This window comes from Brevundimonas sp. TWP2-1, from assembly GCF_049897645.1.
In the GTDB taxonomy this organism is placed as follows: Bacteria; Pseudomonadota; Alphaproteobacteria; order Caulobacterales; family Caulobacteraceae; genus Brevundimonas.
Genome location: NZ_JAFCWR010000001.1, coordinates 551,855 through 576,886 on the forward strand (window position 1 = coordinate 551,855; position 25,032 = coordinate 576,886).

A 25,032-nucleotide genomic window follows, 5' to 3' on the forward strand; every position below is an offset into this window, starting at 1 on the left:
TGGTTGCATCCCCCGGCTTCGGCGCTATCGTCCAGCGCATACTGCCAAGCGTCGCGCGACAAGACGACGCGGCCAAACGAGGTCCATTTGCCAGCCCCAGTTACGATCTCGCTTGACGCCATGGGCGGCGATCACGGGCCATCCGTCGTCGTTCCCGGCATCCGCAGCTACATCCGCGCCCATGACGGCGAGGGCGTTCGCTTCCTTCTGCATGGCGACGAGGCCAAGATCGCCCCCGAACTGGCGCGCTGCGGCCTGGCGGCGGACATCTGCGAAATCCGTCACACCGACAAGGTCGTGGCCATGGACGAGAAGCCGGCCCAAGCCATGCGGCGCGGCAAGGGCTCCAGTCTGTGGAACGCCATCGAGGCGGCGAAGACGGGACAGGCAGGCGGGGTCGTCTCGGCCGGCAACACCGGCGCCCTGATGGCGATCTCGAAACTGATTCTGCGCATGTCCGCGCCGGGGCTGGAGCGGCCGGCCATCGTCGCCAGTTGGCCGACCTTCAAGGGCCATACCGCGGTTCTGGATGTGGGCGCCAATATCGGCAGCGACGCCGAGCAACTGGTCGAGTTCGCCATCATGGGCGAGGCCTTCCAGTCGGCGGTGCGCGGCATCGCGCGCCCGACGATCGGCCTGCTGAACGTCGGGTCCGAGGACATGAAGGGCAATGAACAGGTCAAGGAGGCTCACGCCATCCTGCGCGACGGCCCGTTCGACCTGAACTATCACGGTTTCGTCGAGGGCGACGACATCGCCAAGGGCACGGTGGACGTGGTCGTCACGGATGGCTTCACCGGCAATATCGCGCTGAAGACCGCCGAAGGCACGGCGCGCTATATCTCGGCCCTGCTGAAAGAGGCCCTGACTTCGAACCTGCAGTCGAAACTGGGCGCCGTCATCGCCATGCCGGCGCTGAAGAAAATGCGCCAGAAGATCGATCCCAGCACCATCAATGGCGGGCCGCTGCTGGGTCTCAACGGTATTGTCGTGAAGAGCCACGGCGGCGCCGACGCCAAGGGATTCGGCAATGCGATCCGCATCGCTGTCGATCTGGCCCGCAGTGACTATATGAGCAAGGTGGGGGACAACCTGGGCAAGCTGGACGCGGTGTTCGATCATGCCGCCAAGCCCGCCGCATCCGTGGGAGAACCCCTCCAGTGAGCGTCACTCGCAGCGCCGTGACCGGCGTCGGTTCCTATCTGCCGGAACAGATCGTCACCAACGCCGACCTGGCCAAGTTCGTCGATACGTCCGACGAATGGATCCAGGAGCGCACCGGCATCAAGCAGCGCCACAAGGCGCGCGACGACCAGCCGACCAGCGACCTGGCGGTCGAAGCCGCAAAGAAGGCGCTGGCCGACGCCGGCAAGACAGCGGCGGACGTCGATCTGATCATCGTAGCCACCACCACGCCCGACATGACCTTTCCGGCCGTCGCCTCGATCGTTCAGGCCAAGTTGGGCGCCGGCGTCGGCATCGCCTTCGACGTTCAGGCGGTCTGCTCCGGTTTCGTCTACGCCTTGAGCGTCGCCGACGGTTTCGTGGCGCGCGGCCTGTCGAAATGCGCCCTGGTGATCGGGGCCGAAGAAATGACGAAGCTGATGGACTGGACTGACCGGACCACCTGCGTACTGTTCGGCGACGGCGCCGGCGCCGTGGTGCTGGAACCACGCGAAGGGCAGGGGACGTCCGACGATCAGGGCATGTTGGGCTTTGCGTTGCGCGCCGACGGCTCCAAGACCGATCTGCTGTATGTCGATGGCGGCCCATCGACGACCGGAACGGTCGGTCATCTGCGCATGGCCGGCAACCAAGTGTTCCGCCATGCCGTGGTGAATATCGCTGAGGGCATCACCGCCGCCTGCGCCGCCGCCAACATCGAGATCGCGGACGTGGACTGGTTCGTGCCCCACCAGGCCAATCAGCGCATCATCAAGGGCGTCGGCGACCGGCTGGGTCTGGACGAGAACAAGGTCATCTCGACTGTCGCGACCCATGCCAACACCTCGGCCGCCTCCATCCCCTTGGCGCTTGACGCCGCGATCCAGGACGGACGGATCAAGAAGGGCGACATGATCCTGTTGGAAGCCATGGGCGGCGGTCTGACCTGGGGCGCCTGCGCCCTGCGGCTCTGAGGTGGCGACTTTAAATCGGCCATAGGCATTGATTTTTCGGGGCCTTTGCGGCCCTATGAATGCGAGCGGATCGCATGAGCGGGGATATGATGGCAGGCCAACAGACCGTGACGCGCGCTGACCTGTGCGAAGCCGTACACAATGAGGTCGGCCTGTCGCGTCAGGAGTGCTCAAGCCTGGTCGAGCGCACCCTCGAATTGATCGTCGAATCGTTGGAACGCGGCGAGACGGTGAAGCTGTCCGGCTTCGGCGTCTTTCAGGTTCGCGAGAAGCGCGCCCGAATGGGCCGCAATCCCAAGACCGGCGAACCGGCGGCGATCAATCCGCGCCGTGTCATCAGCTTCCGCGCCTCGCAGATCATGAAGAGCCGGGTTCACGACGCCGTCGTCGAGGACTGACGCGCGTGGCCAAGAGCGCCGATGCCTTTCGCACCATTTCCGAAGCGGCCGAAGAGGTCGGCGCGCCCCAGCATGTGCTGCGTTTCTGGGAGACGAAGTTCGCCTTCGTGACGCCGGTGAAACGCGCAGGCGGGCGGCGATTCTATCGCCCTCAGGACATCGCTGTGCTCAAGGCGGTCAAGCGGCTGCTGCACGATGACGGCCTGACGATTCGCGGCGTCCAGCGTCTGCACACGGAACAGGGGCTGAAAAAGCTGATCGGGGCTGAAGCCGCCGCCTTGATCGAGGATGGCGACGTTGCGATCAGTTCCGCCAAATCCGGCGCGAAGCGGCTCGAAACCTCGAATTTGCAGCAGGTTCTCGCCGATCTGGAGCAGGCGAAGGCCCGTCTGGACGCCGTTCTTTCACGGTAGGTGGAAAAGTCGTTTTAGCGTTTGCGGACGACGATCCCCCCGTCTATAGGGAGCGCCTTCGGAGCGTGGCGCAGCCTGGTAGCGCACTTGACTGGGGGTCAAGGGGTCGCAGGTTCGAATCCTGTCGCTCCGACCATTCTTGCAAAAGAATGATGTTGGTGGGGTCGTCCTTACGGGCGGCCCCATCGTCGTATCTGGGCCTATCCGCGCTCGGCCCACTTCAGCAGCGGAATGAGCGGCAGGCCCCAGGCGGTGCCGCCGATGCCGAAGAAGAGGAAGTCGATCCACTGCGACGCAGGCAGCATTCCGCGCAGGGCGATCAGGCCCCAGACCCAGAAGATCAGGAAGGCCAGGACGCCGATCGCGGCGACGAAGCGACGCAGTCGCGGGTGCATCAGCGCTTGTTCCTGAACAGGAAGAAGGCGACCAGGCAGAAGGCCGAGCCGATCAGGGCCCAGGGAACCCAGACCCAACTATCCATGGTGCTGACAGCGAAGACCCGCACCGCCAGGAACCAGCCACAGGCCAGGCCGACGCCGGACACCAGGCTGGTGCCGCCGAAGCCGCGACGGCCCGTCAGAAGGTCCGCGATCCAGGCCAGCAGCAGGCCGCCCACAACGGCGGCGGCGATATCGGCGTATTGCAACCCTGATCTCCTGCGGCGTCAGCGCCGTTAACTCAATCCGACTCGATCTTGTCGCTCCGGGCGGGCATACCGCACCGGTCGCGATTTGGTCATCGTCGAGCGCGACACCATATCCGGGTCAGTGTCGGGCGTCGAATGAACCGTTTCGGAAATCCAGATCGCAATCGCGCCGTCGCCGTGTGGCTGTTCGCCACGGCGGCCATCGTCTTCCTGATGGTGGTTGTCGGCGGCATCACCCGCCTGACGGGCTCGGGTCTGTCGATCACGGAATGGCAGCCCATCATGGGCGCGATCCCGCCGCTGAACGACGCCCAGTGGGCCGAGGCCTTCGACAAGTACAAGCAGATCCCCCAATACGCCCAGATCAACGCGGGCATGAGCCTGGGCGAATTTCAGGGCATATTCTGGTGGGAATGGCTGCACCGGCTGATCGGGCGTGTGATCGGCCTGGTGTTCGCCCTGCCGCTGATCTTCTTCCTGCTGTGCCGTGTGGCGCCGCCGCGTTCGCTGTTCCGCCAATGGGCCATGCCGGACCGCCTGATCTGGCGCTGCATCGTATTGCTGGCTTTGGGCGGGCTGCAGGGTCTGATCGGTTGGTGGATGGTGTCCAGCGGCCTGTCCGAGCGGGTCAGCGTCGCACCCGAGCGTTTGGCGACGCACCTAGGCCTGGCCTTCATTCTGTTCGCGGCCCTCATCTGGACAGCGCTGGAGGCGTGGCATGGCGAGGATCACGGACGGCCGCCGTCTGGTTGGGCGCGGGGCGCCGGTTTCCTGTTGGGCGCGGTCTTCGTGCAGTGCCTGCTGGGCGCCTTGGTCGCGGGCGGTCATGCGGGTCTGGTCTATACCGACTGGCCGCTGATGAACGGCGCGGTGCTGCCGCCGGCGGACTGGAGCCTGGGGGCGAGCGCCTTCCTGCATGATCAGGCCCTGACGCAGTTCAATCACCGGCTGGTGGCCTATGGCCTGCTGATCGCGGTCAGCATCTACGCCTTCCAGGCCTGGCGCTGGCGTGTGGCCGAGGGAATGGGCCTGGCCGCCTTCGTCCTGGCGGGCGTGGTCTGGTTCCAGGCCTTGCTGGGGATCGTCACCCTGATGCACGCCGTGCCGGTGTGGCTGGGTGTTCTACATCAGGGCGGCGCCGCCGTCGTGCTGGCCGTGGCGACGGCGAACCTGTGGCTAGTGCTGCGGGCTCAGGCCCGGATATTCATGTCCGGACCGAGGACCATGGGCCTCTGATCGCCAGGGTCATGCCCGGATACATGATGTTGACGAACAGCACCTCGCCGTCCGGCGAGAAACAGGCCCCGGCGAACTCGGAGTTGCCGGTGAAGACGTTGCGCCCGATCGTATAGACCTTGCCGTCCGGGGTGACGCCCTTCAGGTGGTTGCGGACGTCGGTGGAATAGTTGTCCTCGCACAGGATCAGGTGGCCCCACGGCGCGATGGTGATGTTGTCGGCCATGTTCATGGTTTTCAGGTCCGTGCTTTCCACGAACAACTGCAACCGGTCAGCCGCTCCGTTCAGGCCGGGAACCAGCCGCATGACCTGGCCGCGCCGGATCGGTCCGCCCGAGGTGGCGGTGAAATACATCTCGTCGTCGCCCCACCAGACGCCTTCACCGCGGGCCACCAGGGCCGCGCCCGCCGCATGGCCGCGTTTGGCCAGGTCGCCGTTGGGCGATTCGACGTCGTCCATGTCGATCCATTCGATCTCGCGCCAGTCGCCGACGGCCCAGGTACGGGCCTCCTGGTTGCGGGTGTCGGCGGCGGTAACGCCTTTCCAGGCCATGGCCTGAAGCCGCCCGCCCTCGGCCAGCTTGCCGGGGACCTTGGGGATGAAGCGGTAGAACAGGCCGGTGTTGTCGTCTTCGGTCAGATAGACCATGCCAGTGCGGGGATCGATGCAGACGGCCTCGTGGTCGAAACGCCCCATGGCCTTCAGCGGCACGGGATCGACGAGGCCGGTCGCCGTGGCCGGCACCTCGAACACCCAGCCGTGGCTCTTGGTCACGTCGGCGTCGGCCGGCGTTTCAAGCGTTTCCTCGCAGGTCAGCCAACTGCCCCAAGGCGTCGGGCCGCCGCAGCAGTTGGTCGAGGTGCCGGCCAGGGTCAGATGCTGGCTGACCATCTGGCGGGTCGCCAGATCGTAGATGATGGTGGAGCAGCCGCCGGGCAGGGGACGGCCGTCCTTGTAGGTGTCATAGGCCTTGGCCGCGTCCAGCAGGCCGAGGCGCTCTTCTCGCAGGCCGCCGGGGCCGAGGTTCCGGTGCAGGCCGGACGAGCCCTTGAGCTCGTGATTGATCACCAGAGCGACGCGCGAACCTTCCAACGGGAAACAGGCCATGCCGTCGGGTTGCCCCGGCGCGAACAGGCCGTCGGCCATGGTGTCGCCGCTCTGGGCCACGACCTGGTAGGAAAAGCCCTCGGGCAGGTCGAGCAGCCGGTTCGTATCGCGCACCAGCGGACCGTAGCCATGAACCTCATTGACGTAGGTTTCTTCGCCGGCGGCCTGGGCGGAGGCGTGGCGCGCCAGACCGGCGAAGGCGGCGGCGGCGCTGGAGGCGATCAGGCCGCGACGGTGAAGGATCATGAGAAGGCTCCGAAGGTGTCGGCCCCCGATGCCTCGGAATGATCATGGTTTGATGACGATTTTTGTTATTTCGTAACGTCAAATGGCGGCGCAGGACTGGGTATTTTAATACCGTATTTAGAAAATTACATGAAAACAATGCAGTAGGGTGAATACGTTGCATTTGCGTGCGTTGACGCGACCAATCGTCTCCTGTATCAGCGCGCCTTCATTCGGTTCTCTCGGGGGCCGGACCCGATTTTCGTCTCCAGGAACCCTCTCAAATGCTGAAGAGCACTACGGCTTCGTTGAAGCCGGCCGAGGTCGAGAAGAAGTGGATCCACATCGACGCCGAAGGCGTCGTGGTGGGCCGCCTCGCGACCTTCATCGCCAACCGTCTGCGCGGCAAGCACCGCGGCGACTACACCCCCCACGTCGATTGCGGCGACTATGTCGTCGTCACCAACGTCGACAAGGTGGTGTTCACGGGCAAGAAGTCGACCGACAAGGTCTACTATCGCCACACCGGCCACCCGGGCGGCGTCAAGTCGACGACCCCCGAGAAGGTCCTGGGCGGCCGCTTCCCCGAGCGCGTGCTTGAGAAGGCCGTCGAGCGCATGCTGCCGAAAGAAAGCCCGCTGGCCCGCAAGCAGATGACGCACCTGCGTCTGTTCGCCGGCGGCGCACACGAACACGAAGCCCAGCAACCGGAAACGATCGACTTCAAGTCGGCGTCGCCCAAGAACACCCGGAGCGCCTGAGCATGACTGACGCGACGCAAGACACCGCCGCCACCGGCTTCGACGCCCTGAAGGGCCTGAGCTCTTCGGTCGAGAACGACGCCCCCGTCTATGTCCAGAAGCTGGACGCCCAGGGCCGCGCCTATTCGACCGGCAAGCGCAAGAACGCGATCGCTCGCGTTTGGGTCAAGCCCGGCACCGGCAAGATCACCGTCAACGGCAAGGACCAGGAGCAGTATTTCGCTCGTCCCGTGCTGCGCATGATGATCGCCCAGCCGCTGACCGTTTCGGACCGCGCCACCCAATATGACGTGATCTGCACCGTCGAAGGTTCGGGTCTGTCCGGCCAGGCCGGCGCCATCCGCCACGGCCTGTCGCACGCCCTGACGCACTTCGAACCGGAACTGCGCAAGGTTCTGAAGCCGCACGGCTTCCTGACCCGCGACAGCCGCGTCGTCGAGCGCAAGAAGTACGGCCGCGCCAAGGCACGCCGTTCCTTCCAGTTCTCGAAGCGCTAATCGCGTTCACGCGGTTTGGATTTGGGGCGCTTCGGGGAGACCCGGAGCGCCCTTTTTCTTGTCTATCTTCTCCCGCAAGGCAGGACGGTCAGGAGCAGCCTATGACTCACACCATCTTCATCGACGGCGAAGCCGGCACCACGGGGCTGGAGATCCGCGAGCGGCTGGAGGCGCGCCTGGATCTGGAACTGGTCCTGCTGGGCGATCGGCGTCGCGATGTGGATGCGCGGCGCGAGGCCTTGAACGGCGCCGATGCGGTGATCCTGTGCCTGCCGGATGATGCGGCGCGGGAAGCCGTGGCCATGATCGAGAATCCGTCGGTCAAGGTGATCGACGCTTCGACCGCCCATCGGGTCGCGCCGGGCTGGGCCTATGGCTTCCCGGAAATGGATGCGGGACAGCGTGATCTGATCGCGCGGTCGTCGTTCGTGTCGAACCCCGGCTGCTATCCTACAGGCTTCATCGGACTGATGCGGCCGCTGGTGAGGGCGGGGCTGGTTCCGGCGACCTATCCGGTCACGGTCAATGCGGTGTCGGGCTATTCCGGGGGCGGCAAGGCCATGATCGCTGAGTTCGAAGCATCAGGCGCCGCGACTGCCTATCGCGCCTACGGTCTGTCGCTGAAGCACAAGCATGTGCCGGAGATGACGAAACACACGGGATTGAGCCGCGACGTCTTGTTCGCTCCAGCGGTTGGAAACTATCGGCAGGGCATGCTGGTGGAGGTTCCGCTGCATCTGGCCGCCTTGCCGGAGACGCCGTCCGTCGAACGCCTCCACGGCGCACTGGTCGAAGCCTATGACGGACAGCATTTCGTCGAGGTCACCGATCTGGAAGAGACAGAGGCCCTGTCGGGTCTGGAACCCGAAGGCCTGAACGGCACCAATCGCCTGCGTCTGCACGTCTTTGGCGACCGCACTGGCGAACAGGCGCGGCTGGTGGCCCTGCTCGACAACCTCGGCAAGGGCGCGTCAGGCGCGGCGGTGCAGAATCTGAACATCATGCTGGGGCTGGATGAGACGGCCGGCCTGATCTGAGCGGCTGAAACCATTTCGCCGCGTCCTTCGTATGAAGGGCATGACCCAGTCCCTGATCGTGCATCGCCGGGGCTTTCTGATGGGCGCCGGCACGCTTGCCCTGTCCGCCTGTTCTCCCGAAACCTCCGAGGCCGGGGAGGGGCAGTATGCGACCTCGCCCTATCGTCGCGTTTCCGATGCCGACTGGCGACGGCGACTGGGCGACGCCTCATGGCGCGTGATGCGGCACGAGGGGACGGAACGGCCCTATTCCAGCCCCTTGAACGACCAGCACGGGCGCGGAACCTTCGTGTGCAAGGGTTGCGACCTGCCGCTGTTTCGGTCGCAGTGGAAGTTCGATTCCCACACCGGCTGGCCCAGCTTCTATGACGTGATGGCCGCCAACATCGGCAGACAGCGCGATCTGGCCATCGGCATTCCACGTACGGAATATCACTGCGCCCGTTGCCTCGGGCATCAGGGACATGTGTTCAACGACGGCCCTCGTCCGACCGGCTTGCGCTACTGCAACAACGGCGTGGCGCTGAAGTTCGTCGCGGCCTAACCACGCCGCGCCCGAATGGCGGAATCGACGGTCAGGCCGAAGATGACCGAGGCTATGATCACCAACAGCCCATAATCGTGGCCCGCAAAGAAGACCGGCGCGCACGCCATGCCGATGACGATCAGGGGGAACATGCCAGCCCAAACCGCCGTGCCGGGCGTGTCGGGGTGGATCATCGGTTGAATCGCCGGGCGCTTCAAAGCCTTGGCCATACGCCCGTTCAGCAGGACGAAGGCGGCCGAACAGATCACGGCCGAGATGATGTATTTCACCGTATTGCCCGGTTCGCCGAAGACGCTGGCCGTCATGATCAGCAGGATCAGCGCCACCCCCGTGCTGATCGCGAGCAGGGCGTTGGGTTCGATACGGTTCAAGACTTCACTTTCACATAGCTGCCGGGGGCCGGCTCGATGGGCTTGAGCGGCCCCTTTTCAGGATCGCGGGCGGGGATTTGCTTTCCGGCACGCTTGGCCAACCATGCAGACCAATGCTCCCACCAGCTGCCGGCATGCTCTAACGCGTCGGCCTGCCATTCGGCCAGGGTCGCGGGCAGGGCGGCATTGGTCCAGTGCTGGTATTTCTTGGCCGCAGGGGCGTTGATGACGCCGGCGATATGGCCCGATCCCGCCAGGGTGAAGGTGACGTCCTTGCCCCCGAACAGTTTGGCGGAGCGATAGACCGAGTTCATCGGCGCGATGTGATCCTCGCGGCTGGCCTGGAAATACAGCGGAATCGTCACCTTCGACAGGTCCGCCGTCAGTCCGCCGATCTGGAAGGCGCCCTGGGCCAGGGCGTTGGCCCCATACATCTGGCGCAGATAGTCCAGATGCAGCGTCTTGGGCATCCGCGTCTGGTCGGCGTTCCAGAACAGCAGGTCGAAGGCGGGCGGATCCTTGCCCAGCAGATAGTTGCTGATGAAGAAGGACCAGATCAGGTCATTGGAGCGCAGGGCGTTGAAGGTCTCGGCCATGGCTGCGCCGGGCAGGACGCCGCCCGCCGCATCCATCTGACGCTCGATCTCGGCGATCCAGTGCTCGTCCGTGAACAGCAGCAGGTCGCCAGCCTCGGCGAAGTCGTGCTGGGCGGCGAAGAAGGTGGCGGCGGCGACCCGCTTGTCGCCCTTGGCCGCCATGTGCGCGAGGCCGGCGCCCAGCAGGGTGCCGCCGATGCAATAGCCGACGGCGTTCAACTGCTTGGTCCCGGCCTGTTCCAGCGTTTTCTCAACCGCGCGATAGATGCCTTTTTCCAGATACTGGTCGAAGCCGAAACCGGCCTTGTCCTTGTCCGGATTGACCCAGGAACAGACGAACACCGTAAAGCCCTGGGCGGACAGCCAGCGGATCAGCGAGTTCGCCGGCTGCAGGTCCATGATGTAGAATTTGTTGATCCACGGCGGGAAGATCAGCAGCGGGATCTCGTGCTGGGTCTCGGTCGTCGGCGCATACTGGATCAGTTCGAACAGCTCGCCGCGCCAGACGACTTGGCCCGGCGCGGTGGCGACGTTCTCGCCGACGACGAACTTGCCGTAATCCGCCTGGCTGATGCGCAGCGCGCCGCCGCCGCGCTCCAGATCGGCGGCGAAGTTCTGCATCCCCTTGACCAGCGATTCGCCGCTGGTTTCCGCCAGGGCCTTCAGGGCGACGGGATTGGACGCCAGGAAGTTCGACGGCGAGAAGGCGTCGGTCAGCAGACGCGTGAAGAACTGGGCGCGGCGTTTCAGCGTCGGATCGACATCCTCCACGCCCGCGATCAGGCCGTTCATCCAGTCCGAGGTCAGCAGATAAGACCGCCGCATCATGTCGAACATCGGGTTTTCGGACCAGGCCGGGTCCTTGAACCGTTTGTCGGCCGGGGTGGGGTCGGGCGCCTCGCCAGCCGCCTGCCGCGCTGTGGACGACCACAGCTGCATGTATCGGCCAAACAGGTCGGCCTGCGCCTGCATCATTTTGTCGGGCTGTGCCGCCAGGCTGGTCATGACCGAAGTCATCGCGGGGGCGACATTGAACGGATCGGGAGAAAGGGCGGCGGGGCGGTCGGCCTGGGTCAGGGCGGCTTCTGCAATGGCGCTCTGAGCCATCATGGCCGCCTTGGCCAGGTTCATCGACAGGGTCTCGATCATCTCGGCCTGTGCGGCGCCGGGGAAGGTCGGTTCAGGCGCGACCTCGGCGACGGTTTCAGCCGGCGCATCCTGCGAGCCGGCAGGCTTCGGCTTGGGCTGGCGCTGGGGGCGGGGCTTGGCGGAGGTCGGGCGTCCGGCCTTGCGCGCCGGGCGTTCGGCGGCGTCTGTCGGCGTCTTTGGGAGCTTGGCCATGATCGTCCTTCGCGCTTCCTGCACCAGAGGCCGGTTCATCCGCCCTTCCGCGCGTGGCGATGATGGCATAAGACCAGCCAGGAAATGAACGCGCTGAATTCGAAAAAGATGATCCTGATCGCCGCAGTCGCGATCTCAGCGCCGCTGGCCGGCTGCATCGGCGGTTCTGCGTCCAAGACCGAGCCCGTTTCGCCGCTGGCGCCGCGTGTTCAGGAACTGGTCGACGCCAATCGCCACTATCCCCGCTGGGAGGATTTCCCGGCCGCGCCCACCGACCTGCCGCCCGTCGCACAGGTCGCCGCCAATGCTCAGCGCCTGCAGAATGACAGCACGACGCTGAGCAGCGAGATCGCGCGGATCGATTGGACCCTGACCGATCCCGAGGCTCTCGCCGCCGAGACGGCGGCTGCGGTCCAGTCCGTGCCGGTTTCGCCCGACGCCGCCCGCACCCAGGCGGACATCGAAGCTTTCGCCCAGAGCCTGCGCGATCGCGCCAAGGCGCCGCCGCCGCTTGATCGCCGCCCGACGCAATGACCGGTCGCCGGGGATGCAGAATCCCGCGATAACGTGCTGATGGCGGATGACGGCGGCGCAAAGACACTGAATGCATTTCTGGGCGTGTCCCGGTCTCTCTCAGGGCGCGCCTGGCGTCAGCGACCTGCGGATGCGGTGACGACCCGCGCCCACATGCAGGGCCTCGGGCTGGACGAGCTTCTGGCCCGCGCCCTGGCGTCGCGTGGCGTATCGGCGGATCAGGGGGCCGATTTCCTGAACCCGACCCTGCGGGCTCTGTTTCCCGACCCGTCAAGCTTTATGGACATGGATGCGGCGGCCGATGCGATCCTGAACGCTCTGCAGGCCAACGCGAATATTCACGTCTTCGCCGACTATGACGTGGACGGTGCGTCCAGCGCGGCGCTTCTGGTGCGCTGGTTCCGGGCCATGGGTCACGAGCTGTCTATCTATGTCCCCGACCGGTTGACCGAAGGCTATGGCCCCAGCGCCAAGGCGTTCGACACTCTGAAGGCCTTGGGCGCGGATCTGGTCATCACGGTGGACTGCGGCGCGGCGGCGAACGAGGCGTTGGCCCATGCCGCCCACATCGCCCTGAACGTCGTGGTCATCGACCACCATTTGATGCGCAGCGAGCCGCCGACGGCCCTGGCCGTCGTCAACCCGAACAGGCCGGGTTGCACCTCCGGTCAGGGCAATCTGGCGGCAGCGGGCGTGGTGTTCGTGCTTCTGGCGGCCCTGAACCGCGAGGGACGGCGGCGCGGCCTGTTCGCAGAAAGGCCAGAGCCCGACATCCGCCAATGGCTGGACCTCGCGGCCTTGGGGGCCATCTGCGACGTCACGGGCCTGACCGGGTTCAACCGGGCTCTGACCGGCTTGGGTCTCAAGGTCATGAGCGAGTGGCGCAATCCGGGTCTGCGCGCCCTGCTGGCGGCAGCGGGCGCGGAACAGGGCCCGGCAAAGAGCAATCATGCGGGCTTCATCCTGGGCCCCCGCATCAACGCCGGCGGTCGGATCGGGCGGTCCGACCTGGGCGCGCGGCTATTGTCCACCGACGATCCGGCCGAAGCCGAATCGCTGGCGGCCGAACTGGATGCGCTGAACCTGTCGCGGCGCGACGTGGAACGGGCCGTGACAGACGCCGCCGTCCGGCTCGTGGAGGCCACGGGCGTTCATGCCGACGATACCGCGGTGGTCGTGGTCGCGGGCGAAAACTGGCACCCCGGCGTCGTCGGCATCGTCGCCGGCCGCCTGCGCGAACGCTGGCGCAAGCCTGTCATCGTCATCGGCGTCGATCCCGTGACGGGACTGGGCAAGGGGTCGGGACGATCTCAACCCGGCATGAACCTGGGTCGTGCGATCCAGGCGGCGTGGGAGAGCGGCATCCTGATGGCGGGGGGCGGTCACGCCATGGCCGCCGGCCTGACGATGGACAGCGCGCGGGTCGCAGAATTGACAGCCTTCCTGAACGAGCGGCTGGCCTCCGAACGGGTCGAGGCTGTGGCGCAGGACCTGCTGGAGATCGACGCCCTGATCGATCCCGGCGCGGCGACGCGCGACCTGTTCGAATCGTTCGAGCAGTTGGCGCCCTTCGGTCCCGCCAACCCCGAGCCTAGCTTTGCCTTGACCGGTGTTCAGGCGCGCGAGTCCGTGGCGATGAATGGCGGTCATGTCCGTTGTCGCCTGGTCGGCGCAGACGGCGCCTCGGTGAAGGCCATCGCCTGGCGCTGCGCCGATCTACCGTCTGGTCAGGCCTTGCTGTCGGGACAGGGCGGGTTGAACATCGTCGGGCGGCTGAAGGCCGACGACTGGAACGGCCGCAAGGGCGTGCAGTTCGAGATCGAGGATGTCGCTGACCCTCGAATGATCTGACGGCCGCCCAAAAAACTCGAAATCCAAGCTTGCACCGTCCCGAGGGCGCGGCTATATCGCCGGCTCTCCCGCGCAGCGGTCCCTTCGTCTATCGGTTAGGACGTCAGGTTTTCAACCTGAAAAGAGGGGTTCGACTCCCCTAGGGACTGCCACGCGGGCAGGCCTCCGGTAGAGCCTAAGGCTCCCAGAAACAGAAAAAACCTTACATTTCAGACGATGCGGAAGCGCAGCCGCTGATCGTGTCGCGTCTGCATCTTCGGTCCTCCAAGGCCCACACTTCGCCCCGCACGTGCATTTTCCGCTTTTCAAACTTTCGCGGAACAGTGTTAAATATAAAGACGAGTCCGCTGGAGGCGCGGGCGGGGGTTCTTAAGTGTCTGATTATAGCGAGACGGAAACGGCGCAGACCGTTCGCGTCACAGGGCGCGTGAAGTGGTTCGATGCGACGAAGGGCTATGGCTTCATCGTGCCGGACGACCCGACGCTGACCGAGATGCGAGACGTCCTGTTGCACATCAGCAGCCTGCGCGACCTTGGCCGAGACGCCGCCGACGAGGGCGCGCCCATTACCTGCGACTGCGTCAAACGTTCGAAGGGCTGGCAAACGATCGAAATCCACGACCTGGGGGACGGCGAAACGGTCCAGGTCGCGCGTCGCCCCGCTGCTGTGACCGCGCCTCGTTCACCCGTTGAGTCCGACGAAGAGCTGGAGACAGCCCTGGTCAAATGGTTCAATCGCACCAAGGGCTACGGATTCGTCGTGCGTGATCGCGAACCTGGCGATATCTTCGTCCATATCGAGACCCTGCGGCGCTGCGGCCTGGAAGATCTGATTCCCGGCGATGCGGTGCGGGTGCGATTCGCCAACGGCCCGAAAGGCCTGGTGGTCGCGGACATCAGAACGGGCGACTGATCCGGCGCCCAGGAGAGGCGTATGATCGAAGCGACGAGACGTTTTCTGATGGCGGGCCTGCTGATGCTCGCCGTCGCCGGTTGCGCCGCCAAGCCGCCGCTCGGCCCCGATGGCGAACCTCTGCAGAAGCTGGCCGTGGTCACCACCTCCGGCGAGCATCCGTTCTGGGTCGAGATCGCCGACGAAGAGCCTGAGCGGCAGCGCGGCTTGATGTTCCGTCCGCCGCTGGAAGACGACCGCGGCATGCTGTTCCAATGGCCGGGCGAGGCGCCGCGCGAGCAGAGTTTCTGGATGCGCAACACGCCCAGTTCCCTGGACATCCTCTACATCGACCCCCAGGGACGAATCGTCTCCATCGCGTCCCACGCCACGCCCTTCTCGGAAGCGCCCATTCCATCGAACGGCACCGCCAACGGCGTGCTGGAACTGCGCGCCGGGCGGGCGGCAGAGATCAACGCCAAGCCCGGCGACAAAGTTTTACATCCTTATTTCAAGCCTTGATTGCGGATCGCGTCGTGAAGTGCCAATAGAGCGCTCCGTTCGGTCCGGGGTGTAGCGCAGCCTGGTAGCGCATCTGGTTTGGGACCAGAGGGTCGGAGGTTCGAATCCTCTCGCCCCGACCAACGGAATGCCGCTGGATCATCCGTCCAGCGCGCGTTATGGCAGGGCCAGAGGCCCCGCCGTCACTGAGGATTTCGCCATGCTGGCTCGCATTTACCGCCCGGCCAAAACCGCGATGCAGTCGGGCAAGGCCAAGAGCCGCGACTGGCGTCTAGAATTCGAACCGGCCTCGGCACGCACCATCGATCCGCTGATGGGCTGGACCAGCTCCAGCGACATGAACGGTCAGGTCCGCCTGACCTTCGAGTCGAAGGAAGAGGCGGTCGAATACGCCGAACGCCACGGCATCGCCTTCCGCCTGCACGAGCCGAACGATCCGCCGATGATCATCAAGGCCTACGCCGACAACTTCGCCACCAACCGCAAGCAGTCCTGGACGCACTGACGCCTGACGTCTTGCAAGAGCGCCCATAGCTCAACCGGATAGAGCACCCGCCTTCTAAGCGGGATGTTGCAGGTTCGAGTCCTGCTGGGCGCGCCATCCCCGGCGCCTTCGAGGGGCCTGATCCATGACCGACCTTCAGACCTCGCCCCAACACGCCGTCCGTGTCGCAGCGCTTTATCGTTTCGCACCCGTCGCCGATCCTGCCGCCGTCCGCGATGCGCTTCAGGCCGTTTGCGACGCCGGGGAGGTGAGGGGGACGCTGTTGGTCGCCCCCGAGGGGCTGAACGGCACCATCGCCGGGTCGGAGGCGGCCGTCGAGGCGGTGCTTTCTGCGATCCACGCCATGCCGGGGTTCGAGACGCTGGAGCTCAAATACGCCTGGACGGGCACCTTGCCGTTTCACCGGATGAAGGTGCGCGTCAAACGCGAGATCGTCACCATGGGCCAGCCAGACTTGGACCCGGCGCGACAGGCGGGTGTCTATGTGGCGCCGACGGACTGGAACGCGCTGATCGCCGATCCGCAGACCTTGGTCATCGACACGCGTAACGATTACGAGGGCGAGATCGGCGCTTTCGAGGGGGCGATCCAGCCCAATACCCGCAGCTTCCGCGACTTTCCCGACTGGTTCCGCACCGAGGGCCGCGCCCTGCTGGAGCAGACCGGCGCAAAGCGGGTGGCCATGTACTGCACCGGCGGCATCCGCTGTGAAAAATCGACGGCCTTCCTGAAGGCGGAAGGCGTCGAAAACGTCCACCACCTGGAAGGCGGCATCCTGCGCTACCTTGAGACGGTGGATGAGGATGAGAGCCTATGGCGCGGCGAATGCTTCGTCTTCGACGAGCGCGTCTCGGTCGGGCACGGGCTGAGCCAGGGGCCGCATACGCTTTGCAGGGGGTGTCGTTTGCCGGTGGATGATGCCGGTCGCGCCTCGCCCCACTACGTCGAGGGCGTCTGCTGCGAGCGTTGCCACGCCACGCGCGACGACGCGCAGCGAGAACGCTATGCCGAGCGCCACAGGCAGATGGAAATCGCCCGCAAGCGCGGCGACATTCACCTTGGGACCGCTCGCAAGGACTGAGTTCAGCGACGCGGCGGGCGAGGGAAGAAGGCGCTGGTGCGGGCGGCATAGGCGTCGAAAGCCTTGGGTCGCGAGCGCCGCATGTGTTCTTCCAGCAAGGGCACGCCGGACACCTGGGTCAGCAGCCAATACATATAGGCCGGCCCCGTCAGCGCCAGCCAGCCCCATGGCCATTCGCCGCTCAGATTGATGGCGAACAGGGGCCAGGCGCACCAGCCCAACCATTCGAAGAAATAATTCGGATGACGTGACCAGGCCCACAGGCCGACATCGCAAACGCCGCCCTTGTTGGCGGGATTGCGCTTGAAAGCCGACAGTTGCCGATCCGAGACGGCCTCGCCGAAAAGCGCGCCTGCGAAGACCAGCGTCGCGAAACCGTCCTGCAGGGTCAGTCCGGGCGTTGGATTGCGCGCGGCCGCCATGACGCTGAGCGCCAGGAAGGCGGCGGCCCCGGCTTGAAGCATCAGGAAGCCGAACATCTTGGCCTGAAACCCGGCGCCCCAATCCTGGCGCAGCCGGGCATAGCGGGCGTCTTCGCCCTCATGGGCGGCGCGTGCGGCGATGTGAGCGCCTAACCGCAGTCCCCACAGACCAATCAGCAGGGCCGCCAGATATTGCCGCAAGGACGGCGCCGCGCCGTCGATTGGAAACAGCGCAACACCAACGCCGGCCGCGCCCAGGCCCAGCGACCAGAAGGCGTCGGCCCAGCCGCCCTGGCCTGTGCGTTTCTGCACCAGCCACGCCGCCGACATCACGATGACGAGAAACAGGGCAGCAACGCCCCACAGCGCCGCCAAGCCGGTCACAGGCGAACGAACGGCTGAATCAGCTTGCCTATCCAGCCGTCCAGCTGGATCTGGCCATCCAGCGCCACGACGCAAAGGCAGGGTTCGTCCGACACGACGCGCGGCTGGTGCAGCACTTCCGTATCGGCCTCCTCGAAGTCACCCACGTCGAATCGCTCGGTTTCCGTCGCATAGGCGCCGGAGATGACGCAGGTCAGTTCGATGCCGCCGTGCGTGTGTTTGGGCGTCTCTCGGCCAGATTCGATCTTCAGCAAGATCACGCGACAATCGCCGTCACGCGGCGCATGCACATCGCGCACCCGCATGCCCGGCCCGACCCAACGCCAGGGGCTGAGCGCATAGCGCCGCAGCGGCTCGGGCAGTTCGGGCATGTCGTTCAACGGAGCCAGCGCCTTCACCTCGCCCGCGTCCGTTTCGATCCGCGCCATGGCCAGGGCGAGCGCATCCTGCGACAGGGCAGACGGCGTCGCCTCGTCGAGAAACTCGCCGCCGACGGCCTGAAGATCACGCACCCATGCGTCGTTCGCCGGCCGCATCGCCAGATGCGCGGCCATCACGACGGCCTCAGGCGGGCTGAGCGTGCCGGCGGCATAGGCCAGCAGCCGTTCTTCGGAAGGATTGCGTTGCGGGTTCATCGCGCGGCCTCCTCGGCCGGGGCGAGGATCAGGCGGAGCTTGGTCATGGCGTTACGAATACGGGATTTGACGGTGCCGAGCGGCAGGTCGAGGTGTTTGGCGATTTCGGAATGGGAGCTGTCCATGAAGAAGGCGAGGCGCAGGACCTCGACATGATCGGGGCTTAATCGAGACAGGGCGTCACGAACCCGGTCTGCGTCCTGCGACATCGACAGCAGTTCGTCGGGGCGGCGCACATCCTCGCCTGCCAGTTCGATCTCCGGCGTCGGCAGGGGGCGCGCATCGCGGCGCAGCATGTCGAGGCGGCGATTGCGGGCGATGGTGAAGATCCAGGTCGCGGCGCGGGCCTTTGATGAGTCGAACAGGTCGGCCTTGCGCCATACGGTCAGCATCGCATCCTGGGCGAAATCTTCGGCGGCGCCGGGCGTCGCCCCGGACTTGATCAGCCAGGCTTTCAGGCGCGGCGCAAAATAGGCGAACAGGGCTGCAAAGGCCTCCCGGTCCCGACGCAGCGCAATCGACTCGATCAGCCGATCATGCAGGAGGGGGTCTGAAGGATTGTCGAGTGTCTTCATGCGCGGGGACCGGCATGGATTCGACGTGAAGGGCAGTGTCTCGACATGCATGGACCCTAATACGCCTGGCGGAAATGTCTGGATCAATCGCGATCCGATCATGACGGCGACCCGTAATCCGTTCATGCCTAGGCTTGCGCCAGCGGGCGTGTATTCGGAGTTTCCATGTCCCTGTCGTCCGCGAATCCTTCTGCTGATCGTCTGAAGATCGCCGTCATCGGCTCCGGCGTCGCGGCCCTGTCCTCGGCCTGGCTGCTGTCCCAGCGGCATCAGGTCACGATCTACGAGAAGGCCGACCGGCTGGGCGGGCATTCCAACACCGTGACGGCGGGGGTGTCATCAGGCGACATCGCCGTCGATACCGGTTTCATCTGCTTCAATGACGCGACCTATCCCAACCTGATCGCCCTGTTTGAACACCTGGGCATCGCGACCCGCGCCACGGACATGTCGTTCGCCGTCTCTTTGGACGACGGCCGGTTCGAATATGCGGCGCCCGGCCTGTTCGCCCAGCGTCGCAATGCCCTTCGGCCCCGGTTCTGGTCGATGCTGAGCGAGATCCTGCGCTTCTATCGCGATGCGCCCAGGGATCTGGCCGGCATGTCCGATTCGTCTTTGACCCTGGGCGATTATCTGAAGCGCGAGGGTTTCAGCGAGGCGTTCCGCGACGACCATCTGCTGCCCATGGCCGCCGCCATCTGGTCGTCTCCCGCGCACACGCTGATGGATTATCCGGCCGAGTCCTTCATCCGCTTCTGCGGCAATCACGGCCTGCTGAAACTGGTGGGCCGTCCCCTGTGGCGCACCGTCGAGGGCGGCAGCCGCGTCTATGTCGAACACCTGGCCCGCGCCATCGACGACGTGCGCCTGGATCGCGGCGTGACAGTGGTGCGGCGCACGGAGGAGGGCGTCTTCGTCCATGACAGCCAGGGGGGCGTCGAGCGCTTCGACCAGGTGGTGATCGGGGCCCACGCCGATCAGGCCCTGGCCATGCTGGCCGAACCCACGGACGAGGAAAAAGCCCTGCTGGGCGCCTTCCGCTACAGCCGCAATCTGACCGTCCTGCATACGGACGCCACCCTGATGCCGCGCCGCCGTCGCGCCTGGGCCAGTTGGAACTATATCGGGGCCGACGACGGGCTGTGCGTGACCTATTGGATGAACAAGCTTCAGGGCCTGCCAGGCGACGACCTGTTCGTCACCCTGAACCCGCCGCGCCCGCCGCGCGCCGACACCATATTGCGCAGCGAACTCTACGAACATCCCGTCTTCGATCCCGCCGCCATTCAGGCGCAGAAGCAGTTGTGGAGCCTTCAAGGGCAGGGCGGCGTCTGGTTCTGCGGCGCCCACTTCGGCGCCGGCTTCCATGAGGACGGCCTGCAATCCGGTCTGGCGGTCGCCGAACAGCTCGGCGGCGTTCGTCGTCCGTGGTCGGTCCAGAACGAGAGCGGCCGCATCCATCTGTCGCCGCTGCCGACCCCGGTATTCGAGCAGGCCGCGTGACCCAAGCCTCGGCCCTCTATCGTGGCCGGGTCATGCACCGACGCCTGCGCCCCAAGACCCACCAGCTGAACTACCGCGTCTTCTGGCTGCTGCTGGACCTGGCCGAGATCGACGATCTGGATGGAGGCCTGCGATTGTTTTCTCGCAATCGCTTCAACCTGCTGTCCTTTCACGACGCCGACTATGGCGACGGCTCCGGCGCCTTGCGGCCTCAGGTCGAGGCGTGGATGCGCCTCGCGGGCATCGATCTCGACGGCGGCCCGATCTGCTTGCTGACCATGCCGCGCGTGCTTGGCTACGTCTTCAATCCGATCAGCCTCTACTATTGCCACCACTCCGACGGCCGACTGGCGGCGATGGTGTACGAGGTGACCAGCACCTTCGGCATCCGCCACGCCTACGTCATTCCCGTGCCAGCCGAAGACCAAAGGCCCGGCCTGATCCGACAGGGCGCCGCCAAGGCGCTGTACGTGTCGCCCTTCATGGGAATGGAGATGGACTATCGGTTCAGAGGCCACGCGCCCGGCGAAAGGCTCGACATGACGATCGACGGCCTGGACGCCGCCGGCGTGCTGATCACGGCGTCCATGGCGGCCGAACGCCAGACACTTGACGACCGCCAGATCGCGGCAGCCACAGCGGCGATCCCGCTAATGACCATCAAGGTGGTCGCCGCCATCCATTACGAGGCGCTCAAGCTCTGGCTGAAGGGCGTCAGACTGACGCGGCAACCGCCGCGAGCGAAGATGCCGGTGACGATCCAGAAGCAGGCGCAGGGCAGCCGACTGGGGCGCTAGGCTGCGCAAGTGTCAGACTATCGCCTAAGATATATTATGTGAAATATTTGATTGACCTCAGATGGCTCGGCATGACAGCCGGCTCAGCCTTTCCATAAGGACGCCAGCACCTTGGGCAAAACATCGCTCAGGTCGTCAGAGGTTAATCCCGGTCCAAAACGTTCCGCAGCATCGGAATGGATCCAGACCGCCGCGCATGCCGCATCGAAACTGTCCATCCGCTGAGCCGCCAATCCGCCGATCATGCCCGCCAGCACATCGCCGGTTCCAGCTGTCGCCAGCCAAGCCGACCCGTTCTCATTGCGGCGAAGGCGGCCGTCGGGCGATGCAATGATGGTCTGGGCGCCCTTAAGGACGATGGTCGCCTGGGCCAGGCGCGCGGCTTCGATGGCGGCGGTCTCGCGGCCTTGGGCCAGCAGGCCTGGGAACAGCCGTTCGAACTCGCCCTCGTGCGGCGTCAGGATGTCGTCGCGGTCCAGAACGGCGAACAGTTCGGCGGTGCGACCCTTGAAGACCGACAGACCATCGGCGTCGATCACCAGAACAGCGCCGCTCAACGCCAGGGCTTGGATGTTGGCGATCGTGGCCTCTTCCAGTCCAGCGGCCGGTCCGATCACGACGGCGTCGCTTCCGGCGGCTTCACGACCTAAGATTTCAGGTGAAGAGAACGGGGTCAGCATGATCGCCTGGACGGCGGGCGCGATGACGGCGACTGCTTCCGGCGCGCACAGGATTCGCACGACTCCGGCGCCCATTCGAAGGCCAGCGTGCGCCGCAAGCCGTGCAGCGCCCGTTTGATGGGCCTTTCCCGATACGACGGCCAATCGGCCCCGCGTATGCTTGTGCGTTTCCGCGCTCGGCCAAGGCAGAAAATTGCGCCAGATCGCCGGGTCGTTGGTTTCTATCATCCGCGTTCCGATTATCCGTGGCTTATCTGCGAAAATCGCTTGCTTTGAACGCCCTTGCTGTGTCCCATTTGGGCCCGAGCGCCGCTGCATTCCGTGCGCCGCTCCGGGGTCGCCATGAAGAAAATCGAAGCCATCATCAAGCCTTTCAAGCTGGATGACGTCAAAGAGGCGCTCCAGGACGTGGGCGTGCAAGGCATGACTGTGCTGGAGGCCAAGGGATATGGCCGCCAGAAGGGTCATTCCGAACTGTATCGCGGCGCCGAATACGTCATCGACTTCCTGCCCAAGATCAAGATCGAGGTGGTCGTCGCCGACGACCTCGCGCCCGCCGTCGTCGAGGCCATTCAGACCTCGGCCCGCACGGGCAAGATCGGCGATGGCAAGATCTTCGTGTCCGACGTCGCCGAGGTGATCCGTATCCGCACCGGCGAGACCGGAGCCCAGGCCGTCTAAGCTCGACCACCCTCCCCGGCCCTCGTCCCCTTGGGTCGCTGACCGGTTTCCTCCCCAAACGCCAAGAAACAGGACTTCCGACAATGAGCGCCAGCAAGATCCTCAAAGAGATCAAGGATGAGGAGGTCCAGTATGTGGACGTCCGCTTCACCGACACGCGCGGCCGTCTGCAGCACGTCACCTTCGACGTCGATCTGGTCGACGAGGATTTCCTGAACGAAGGCACGATGTTCGACGGCTCGTCCATCGCGGGCTGGAAGGCTATCAACGAGTCCGACATGCTGCTGAAGCCGGACCTGACCACGGCCTATATCGACCCGTTCTACCAGCAGAAGACGATGTTCCTGTTCTGCGACGTGCTGAACCCGGACACCAACGAGCCGTATAACCGCGACAGCCGCTCGATGGCCAAGAAGGCGCTGTCCTACGTGCAATCGTCGGGCGTGGGCGACGTGGTCTATTTCGGCCCGGAAGCCGAGTTCTTCATCTTCGACGACGTGCGCTGGTCGACCCAGCCGCACAACACGTCGTATTCGTATGACTCGATCGAACTGCCGGCCAACACCAACGCCGAATACACCGAAGGCAATATGGGTCACCGCCCCGGCGCCAAGGGCGGCTATTTCCCGGTCAACCCGGTCGATTCGGGCCAAGACCTGCGCGGCGAAATGCTGGGCGTAATGCGCGACCTGGGCTTGCAGCCCGAGAAGCACCACCACGAGGTGGCGCCGGCCCAACACGAGCTTGGTCTGAAGTTCTCGGACCTGCTGACCATGGCCGACCGGCTGCAGCTGTATAAGTACGTGATCCACAACGTCGCCGCGGCCTATGGCAAGTCGGCGACCTTCATGGCCAAGCCCATGTTCGCGGACAACGGCTCGGGCATGCACGTCCACATGTCGATCTGGAAGGACGGCAAGCCCCAGTTCGCTGGCGACCAGTACGCCGGCCTGTCGCAGGAATGCCTGTGGTACATCGGCGGCATCATCAAACACGCCAAGGCCATCAACGCCTTCGCCAACTCCACCACCAACTCCTACAAGCGTCTGGTCCCCGGCTACGAAGCCCCGGTGAAACTGGCCTATTCGGCCCGCAACCGTTCGGCCTCGATCCGCATCCCGCACGTTTCGTCGCCGAAGGCCAAGCGCCTGGAAGCCCGCTTCCCCGACCCGATGGGCAACCCGTATCTGACCTTCGTCGCCCTGCTGATGGCCGGTCTGGACGGGATCGAGAACCGCATCGATCCGGGCGCGCCCGCCGACAAGAATCTGTACGATCTGCCGCCGGAAGAGCGCGGCTCGATCCCCGAGGTCTGCGGCTCGCTGCGTGAAGCCCTCGAAAACCTCGACAAGGACCGCGCCTTCCTCAAGAAGGGCGGCGTCATGGATGACGACTTCATCGACAGCTACATCGAGCTGAAGATGGAAGAGGTGATGCGCCTGCAACTCCACCCGCACCCGGTCGAGTTCGACATGTACTATAGCTGCTGATCGTCAGATCGGCCGCAGATCAGGGCGTCGGCGGGAAACCGTCGGCGCCCTTGTCAATTCAGGCGGCGGCGCCCTGTTCTGCCGCAGGGATCAGCCTCTGGTCCAGCAGGGCGTGCAGCGAATCCACATGGCCGTCTCGGGTCGCTGTCGGAGTCGGGTCCGACGTCATCACGACCGTAAGTCTCAGGTCCGGCACGACGAACACCATCTGGCCGCCGTAGCCCCAGGCGAAGAAGACCTCATGGCGGCCGGAGCGCCGAATCCACCAGCCGTAGCCATAGGGATTGCCGCTCCAGCGCGATGTGCCCCTGCCCCGCCACGACTGCTGGACCCAGCCCTCCGGCAAGATGCGCCGACCCTCGTGCAGACCGTCGTTGCGGTACAACTCCCCGAACTTCAGCAGCGCCAGCGGCGACAGCCGCATGTCATTGCCGCCGAAATAGACGCCTTGCGGATCGGCCGGCCAGGTCGGCACTTCGATCTTCAGGGGGTCGCCCAGCCATTCCCGCGTCAATGCCAGGGTCGAACGCCCGCTGGCCCGCGTCAGACAGGCCGACGTCAGGTGGGACGTGCCCGTCGAATAGACCATTCGTCCGCCGGGATCGGCCTCGAAAGGCCGGGCCAAGGCATGGCGCACCCAGTTTCCGCTCGACACCCAGGCGCCGTAGTCCGCGCCGGACGTGGACCCCAGCCCCGCCTGCATCGACAGCAGGTCGCCGATGGTCACCTGGCTGAGGCGCGGATCGGGATCGCTCGGGAAACTGTCGGACAGGAAGGCCGAGATCGGCTGATCGACACCCGAGAACAGGCCCTGGCTGATGGCGATGCCGCCCAAGGCGGCGATTACGGACTTGGACGCGGACTTGACGTTGACCGGCGTTTCCAGCGACGGCCCTCGAAACACCTGTTCGAAAAGACTTTGGCCGTCACGGGCAACGATCATCGCCTGAAGTTTGGGCAGGGCCGCGCCGGCAGTCTCGGCCTGGGCCATCAGTCGGGCAGCCAGGCCTTGGGTGCGAGCAACGGGCGGCGGGATCTCGGCGGCTTCGCTACAGCCATAGCTGAACGGCAAGGCCAGTCCAGCGGCGATCAGGGTTCGACGGTTCATCGCCGATCTAATCGATCAAAGGGCCGCTGGTTTCCTCCTGCGACGACGCGACGCTTGT

General features: G+C 65.2%; 29 protein-coding genes and 4 tRNA genes. 23 read left to right on the plus strand and 10 right to left on the minus strand.

From position 1 onward, the window contains the following. Positions 1 to 87: 87 nt before the first annotated feature. The 5 genes from plsX to ACP7BH_RS02840 all read left to right on the plus strand — a co-directional run bounded on the left by plsX (position 88) and on the right by ACP7BH_RS02840 (position 3,085). Positions 88 to 1,164, plus strand: coding sequence for a phosphate acyltransferase PlsX (gene plsX, locus ACP7BH_RS02820; protein ID WP_425983900.1), 1,077 nt, complete (start codon positions 88 to 90; stop codon positions 1,162 to 1,164). Next, the gene (locus ACP7BH_RS02825) at positions 1,161 to 2,138 is read left to right on the plus strand and encodes a beta-ketoacyl-ACP synthase III (protein WP_425983898.1); all 978 of its coding nucleotides are present in this window, start codon (positions 1,161 to 1,163) and stop codon (positions 2,136 to 2,138) included. The genes plsX and ACP7BH_RS02825 overlap by 4 nt, the downstream gene beginning before the upstream one ends. A gap of 89 nt (positions 2,139 to 2,227) precedes the next feature. Continuing rightward, positions 2,228 to 2,536 carry an integration host factor subunit alpha gene (locus tag ACP7BH_RS02830; RefSeq protein ID WP_135196090.1) on the plus strand — a complete coding sequence of 103 codons (309 nt, stop codon included), beginning with the start codon at positions 2,228 to 2,230 and terminating at the stop codon, positions 2,534 to 2,536. A gap of 5 nt (positions 2,537 to 2,541) precedes the next feature. Then, on the plus strand, positions 2,542 to 2,949 hold the full coding sequence (locus ACP7BH_RS02835; RefSeq protein WP_425983896.1) for a MerR family transcriptional regulator: 408 nt from the start codon (positions 2,542 to 2,544) through the stop codon (positions 2,947 to 2,949). Positions 2,950 to 3,008: 59 nt separating this feature from the next. Continuing rightward, positions 3,009 to 3,085: transfer RNA gene (locus ACP7BH_RS02840), tRNA-Pro, on the plus strand. Between the two features lie 64 nt (positions 3,086 to 3,149). On the opposite strand, the gene ACP7BH_RS02845 is transcribed toward ACP7BH_RS02840, so the two are convergent. Then, entirely contained in the window at positions 3,150 to 3,344 is a 195-nt protein-coding gene (locus ACP7BH_RS02845; RefSeq protein WP_135195977.1) for a DUF2842 domain-containing protein, read from the minus strand. Further along, positions 3,344 to 3,595 (minus strand): transglycosylase, encoded by a 252-nt coding sequence (locus ACP7BH_RS02850; RefSeq protein WP_425983894.1) that lies wholly within the window; start codon positions 3,593 to 3,595, stop codon positions 3,344 to 3,346. The genes ACP7BH_RS02845 and ACP7BH_RS02850 overlap by 1 nt, the downstream gene beginning before the upstream one ends. Positions 3,596 to 3,730: 135 nt before the next feature. On the opposite strand from ACP7BH_RS02850, the gene ACP7BH_RS02855 reads away from it, so the two are divergent. Next, positions 3,731 to 4,831, plus strand: a complete 1,101-nt coding sequence (locus ACP7BH_RS02855) for a COX15/CtaA family protein (protein WP_425983892.1) — start codon at positions 3,731 to 3,733, stop codon at positions 4,829 to 4,831. Here the strand turns inward: ACP7BH_RS02855 and ACP7BH_RS02860 are convergent. Further along, positions 4,800 to 6,185, minus strand: a complete 1,386-nt coding sequence (locus ACP7BH_RS02860) for an alkaline phosphatase PhoX (RefSeq protein ID WP_425983890.1) — start codon at positions 6,183 to 6,185, stop codon at positions 4,800 to 4,802. The two genes, ACP7BH_RS02855 and ACP7BH_RS02860, sit on opposite strands and share 32 nt — an antisense overlap. A 266-nt stretch (positions 6,186 to 6,451) precedes the next feature. Here ACP7BH_RS02860 and rplM point away from each other — a divergent pair, with 266 nt between their 5' ends. The 4 genes from rplM (at position 6,452) to msrB (ending at position 9,003) form a co-directional block, all read left to right on the plus strand. Further along, entirely contained in the window at positions 6,452 to 6,925 is a 474-nt protein-coding gene (gene rplM, locus ACP7BH_RS02865; protein ID WP_135196089.1) for a 50S ribosomal protein L13, read from the plus strand. 2 nt (positions 6,926 to 6,927) lie between these two features. Beyond that, positions 6,928 to 7,422: a 30S ribosomal protein S9 gene (rpsI, locus tag ACP7BH_RS02870; protein ID WP_135195973.1), complete on the plus strand. Its 495-nt coding sequence runs from the start codon at positions 6,928 to 6,930 to the stop codon at positions 7,420 to 7,422. A 101-nt stretch (positions 7,423 to 7,523) separates the two neighbouring features. Further along, positions 7,524 to 8,459, plus strand: a complete 936-nt coding sequence (argC, locus tag ACP7BH_RS02875) for an N-acetyl-gamma-glutamyl-phosphate reductase (RefSeq protein WP_425983888.1) — start codon at positions 7,524 to 7,526, stop codon at positions 8,457 to 8,459. Between the two features lie 40 nt (positions 8,460 to 8,499). Next, a complete protein-coding gene (gene msrB / locus ACP7BH_RS02880; RefSeq protein ID WP_425983886.1) occupies positions 8,500 to 9,003 on the plus strand; it encodes a peptide-methionine (R)-S-oxide reductase MsrB in 504 nt (167 codons plus the stop codon). Here the strand turns inward: msrB and ACP7BH_RS02885 are convergent. Further along, complete coding sequence (locus ACP7BH_RS02885) at positions 9,000 to 9,377, minus strand: hypothetical protein (RefSeq protein WP_425983884.1); 378 nt, start codon at positions 9,375 to 9,377, stop codon at positions 9,000 to 9,002. The genes msrB and ACP7BH_RS02885 overlap by 4 nt on opposite strands. Next, on the minus strand, positions 9,374 to 11,314 hold the full coding sequence (phaC, locus tag ACP7BH_RS02890) for a class I poly(R)-hydroxyalkanoic acid synthase (protein ID WP_425983882.1): 1,941 nt from the start codon (positions 11,312 to 11,314) through the stop codon (positions 9,374 to 9,376). The genes ACP7BH_RS02885 and phaC overlap by 4 nt, the downstream gene beginning before the upstream one ends. An 84-nt stretch (positions 11,315 to 11,398) precedes the next feature. Between phaC and ACP7BH_RS02895 the strand changes: the two genes are divergently transcribed. The 9 genes from ACP7BH_RS02895 to ACP7BH_RS02935 all read left to right on the plus strand — a co-directional run bounded on the left by ACP7BH_RS02895 (position 11,399) and on the right by ACP7BH_RS02935 (position 16,699). After that, positions 11,399 to 11,848, plus strand: coding sequence for a hypothetical protein (locus ACP7BH_RS02895; RefSeq protein ID WP_425983880.1), 450 nt, complete (start codon positions 11,399 to 11,401; stop codon positions 11,846 to 11,848). Positions 11,849 to 11,887: 39 nt separating this feature from the next. Continuing rightward, positions 11,888 to 13,699, plus strand: a complete 1,812-nt coding sequence (gene recJ, locus ACP7BH_RS02900) for a single-stranded-DNA-specific exonuclease RecJ (protein ID WP_425983878.1) — start codon at positions 11,888 to 11,890, stop codon at positions 13,697 to 13,699. Positions 13,700 to 13,776: 77 nt separating this feature from the next. Next, positions 13,777 to 13,851 (plus strand) — tRNA-Glu (locus ACP7BH_RS02905). 221 nt (positions 13,852 to 14,072) lie between these two features. Continuing rightward, entirely contained in the window at positions 14,073 to 14,612 is a 540-nt protein-coding gene (locus ACP7BH_RS02910) for a cold-shock protein (RefSeq protein WP_425983876.1), read from the plus strand. Positions 14,613 to 14,633: 21 nt separating this feature from the next. Beyond that, on the plus strand, positions 14,634 to 15,113 hold the full coding sequence (locus ACP7BH_RS02915) for a DUF192 domain-containing protein (protein ID WP_425983873.1): 480 nt from the start codon (positions 14,634 to 14,636) through the stop codon (positions 15,111 to 15,113). A gap of 45 nt (positions 15,114 to 15,158) precedes the next feature. Next, a tRNA-Pro gene (locus tag ACP7BH_RS02920) sits at positions 15,159 to 15,235 on the plus strand. A 77-nt stretch (positions 15,236 to 15,312) separates the two neighbouring features. Further along, positions 15,313 to 15,618 (plus strand): ETC complex I subunit, encoded by a 306-nt coding sequence (locus ACP7BH_RS02925; RefSeq protein WP_135195966.1) that lies wholly within the window; start codon positions 15,313 to 15,315, stop codon positions 15,616 to 15,618. A 19-nt stretch (positions 15,619 to 15,637) separates the two neighbouring features. Then, positions 15,638 to 15,714, plus strand: a tRNA-Arg gene (locus ACP7BH_RS02930). A 28-nt stretch (positions 15,715 to 15,742) separates the two neighbouring features. Continuing rightward, entirely contained in the window at positions 15,743 to 16,699 is a 957-nt protein-coding gene (locus tag ACP7BH_RS02935; RefSeq protein ID WP_425983872.1) for a rhodanese-related sulfurtransferase, read from the plus strand. A gap of 2 nt (positions 16,700 to 16,701) precedes the next feature. On the opposite strand, the gene ACP7BH_RS02940 is transcribed toward ACP7BH_RS02935, so the two are convergent. Genes ACP7BH_RS02940 through ACP7BH_RS02950 form a run of 3 tightly spaced genes read right to left on the minus strand, consistent with a single transcriptional unit; the run spans position 16,702 to position 18,715 of the window. After that, a complete protein-coding gene (locus tag ACP7BH_RS02940; RefSeq protein WP_425983870.1) occupies positions 16,702 to 17,505 on the minus strand; it encodes a DUF1295 domain-containing protein in 804 nt (267 codons plus the stop codon). After that, a complete protein-coding gene (locus ACP7BH_RS02945; protein ID WP_425983869.1) occupies positions 17,502 to 18,140 on the minus strand; it encodes a ChrR family anti-sigma-E factor in 639 nt (212 codons plus the stop codon). The genes ACP7BH_RS02940 and ACP7BH_RS02945 overlap by 4 nt, the downstream gene beginning before the upstream one ends. Beyond that, complete coding sequence (locus ACP7BH_RS02950; RefSeq protein ID WP_425983867.1) at positions 18,137 to 18,715, minus strand: sigma-70 family RNA polymerase sigma factor; 579 nt, start codon at positions 18,713 to 18,715, stop codon at positions 18,137 to 18,139. The genes ACP7BH_RS02945 and ACP7BH_RS02950 overlap by 4 nt, the downstream gene beginning before the upstream one ends. A 165-nt stretch (positions 18,716 to 18,880) precedes the next feature. On the opposite strand from ACP7BH_RS02950, the gene ACP7BH_RS02955 reads away from it, so the two are divergent. Beyond that, on the plus strand, positions 18,881 to 20,218 hold the full coding sequence (locus ACP7BH_RS02955) for an NAD(P)/FAD-dependent oxidoreductase (RefSeq protein WP_425983865.1): 1,338 nt from the start codon (positions 18,881 to 18,883) through the stop codon (positions 20,216 to 20,218). After that, positions 20,215 to 21,015, plus strand: coding sequence for a DUF1365 domain-containing protein (locus ACP7BH_RS02960; protein ID WP_425983863.1), 801 nt, complete (start codon positions 20,215 to 20,217; stop codon positions 21,013 to 21,015). The genes ACP7BH_RS02955 and ACP7BH_RS02960 overlap by 4 nt, the downstream gene beginning before the upstream one ends. Positions 21,016 to 21,098: 83 nt before the next feature. Here ACP7BH_RS02960 and ACP7BH_RS02965 read toward each other — a convergent pair whose 3' ends face one another. Beyond that, entirely contained in the window at positions 21,099 to 21,923 is an 825-nt protein-coding gene (locus ACP7BH_RS02965) for an NAD(P)H-hydrate dehydratase (RefSeq protein ID WP_425983861.1), read from the minus strand. 114 nt (positions 21,924 to 22,037) lie between these two features. On the opposite strand from ACP7BH_RS02965, the gene ACP7BH_RS02970 reads away from it, so the two are divergent. Then, positions 22,038 to 22,376 carry a P-II family nitrogen regulator gene (locus tag ACP7BH_RS02970; protein ID WP_008261682.1) on the plus strand — a complete coding sequence of 113 codons (339 nt, stop codon included), beginning with the start codon at positions 22,038 to 22,040 and terminating at the stop codon, positions 22,374 to 22,376. Between the two features lie 83 nt (positions 22,377 to 22,459). Then, a complete protein-coding gene (gene glnA, locus ACP7BH_RS02975; RefSeq protein ID WP_425983859.1) occupies positions 22,460 to 23,866 on the plus strand; it encodes a type I glutamate--ammonia ligase in 1,407 nt (468 codons plus the stop codon). A gap of 58 nt (positions 23,867 to 23,924) precedes the next feature. On the opposite strand, the gene ACP7BH_RS02980 is transcribed toward glnA, so the two are convergent. Next, entirely contained in the window at positions 23,925 to 24,974 is a 1,050-nt protein-coding gene (locus tag ACP7BH_RS02980) for a serine hydrolase domain-containing protein (RefSeq protein WP_425983857.1), read from the minus strand. Between the last annotated feature and the right edge of the window lie 58 nt (positions 24,975 to 25,032).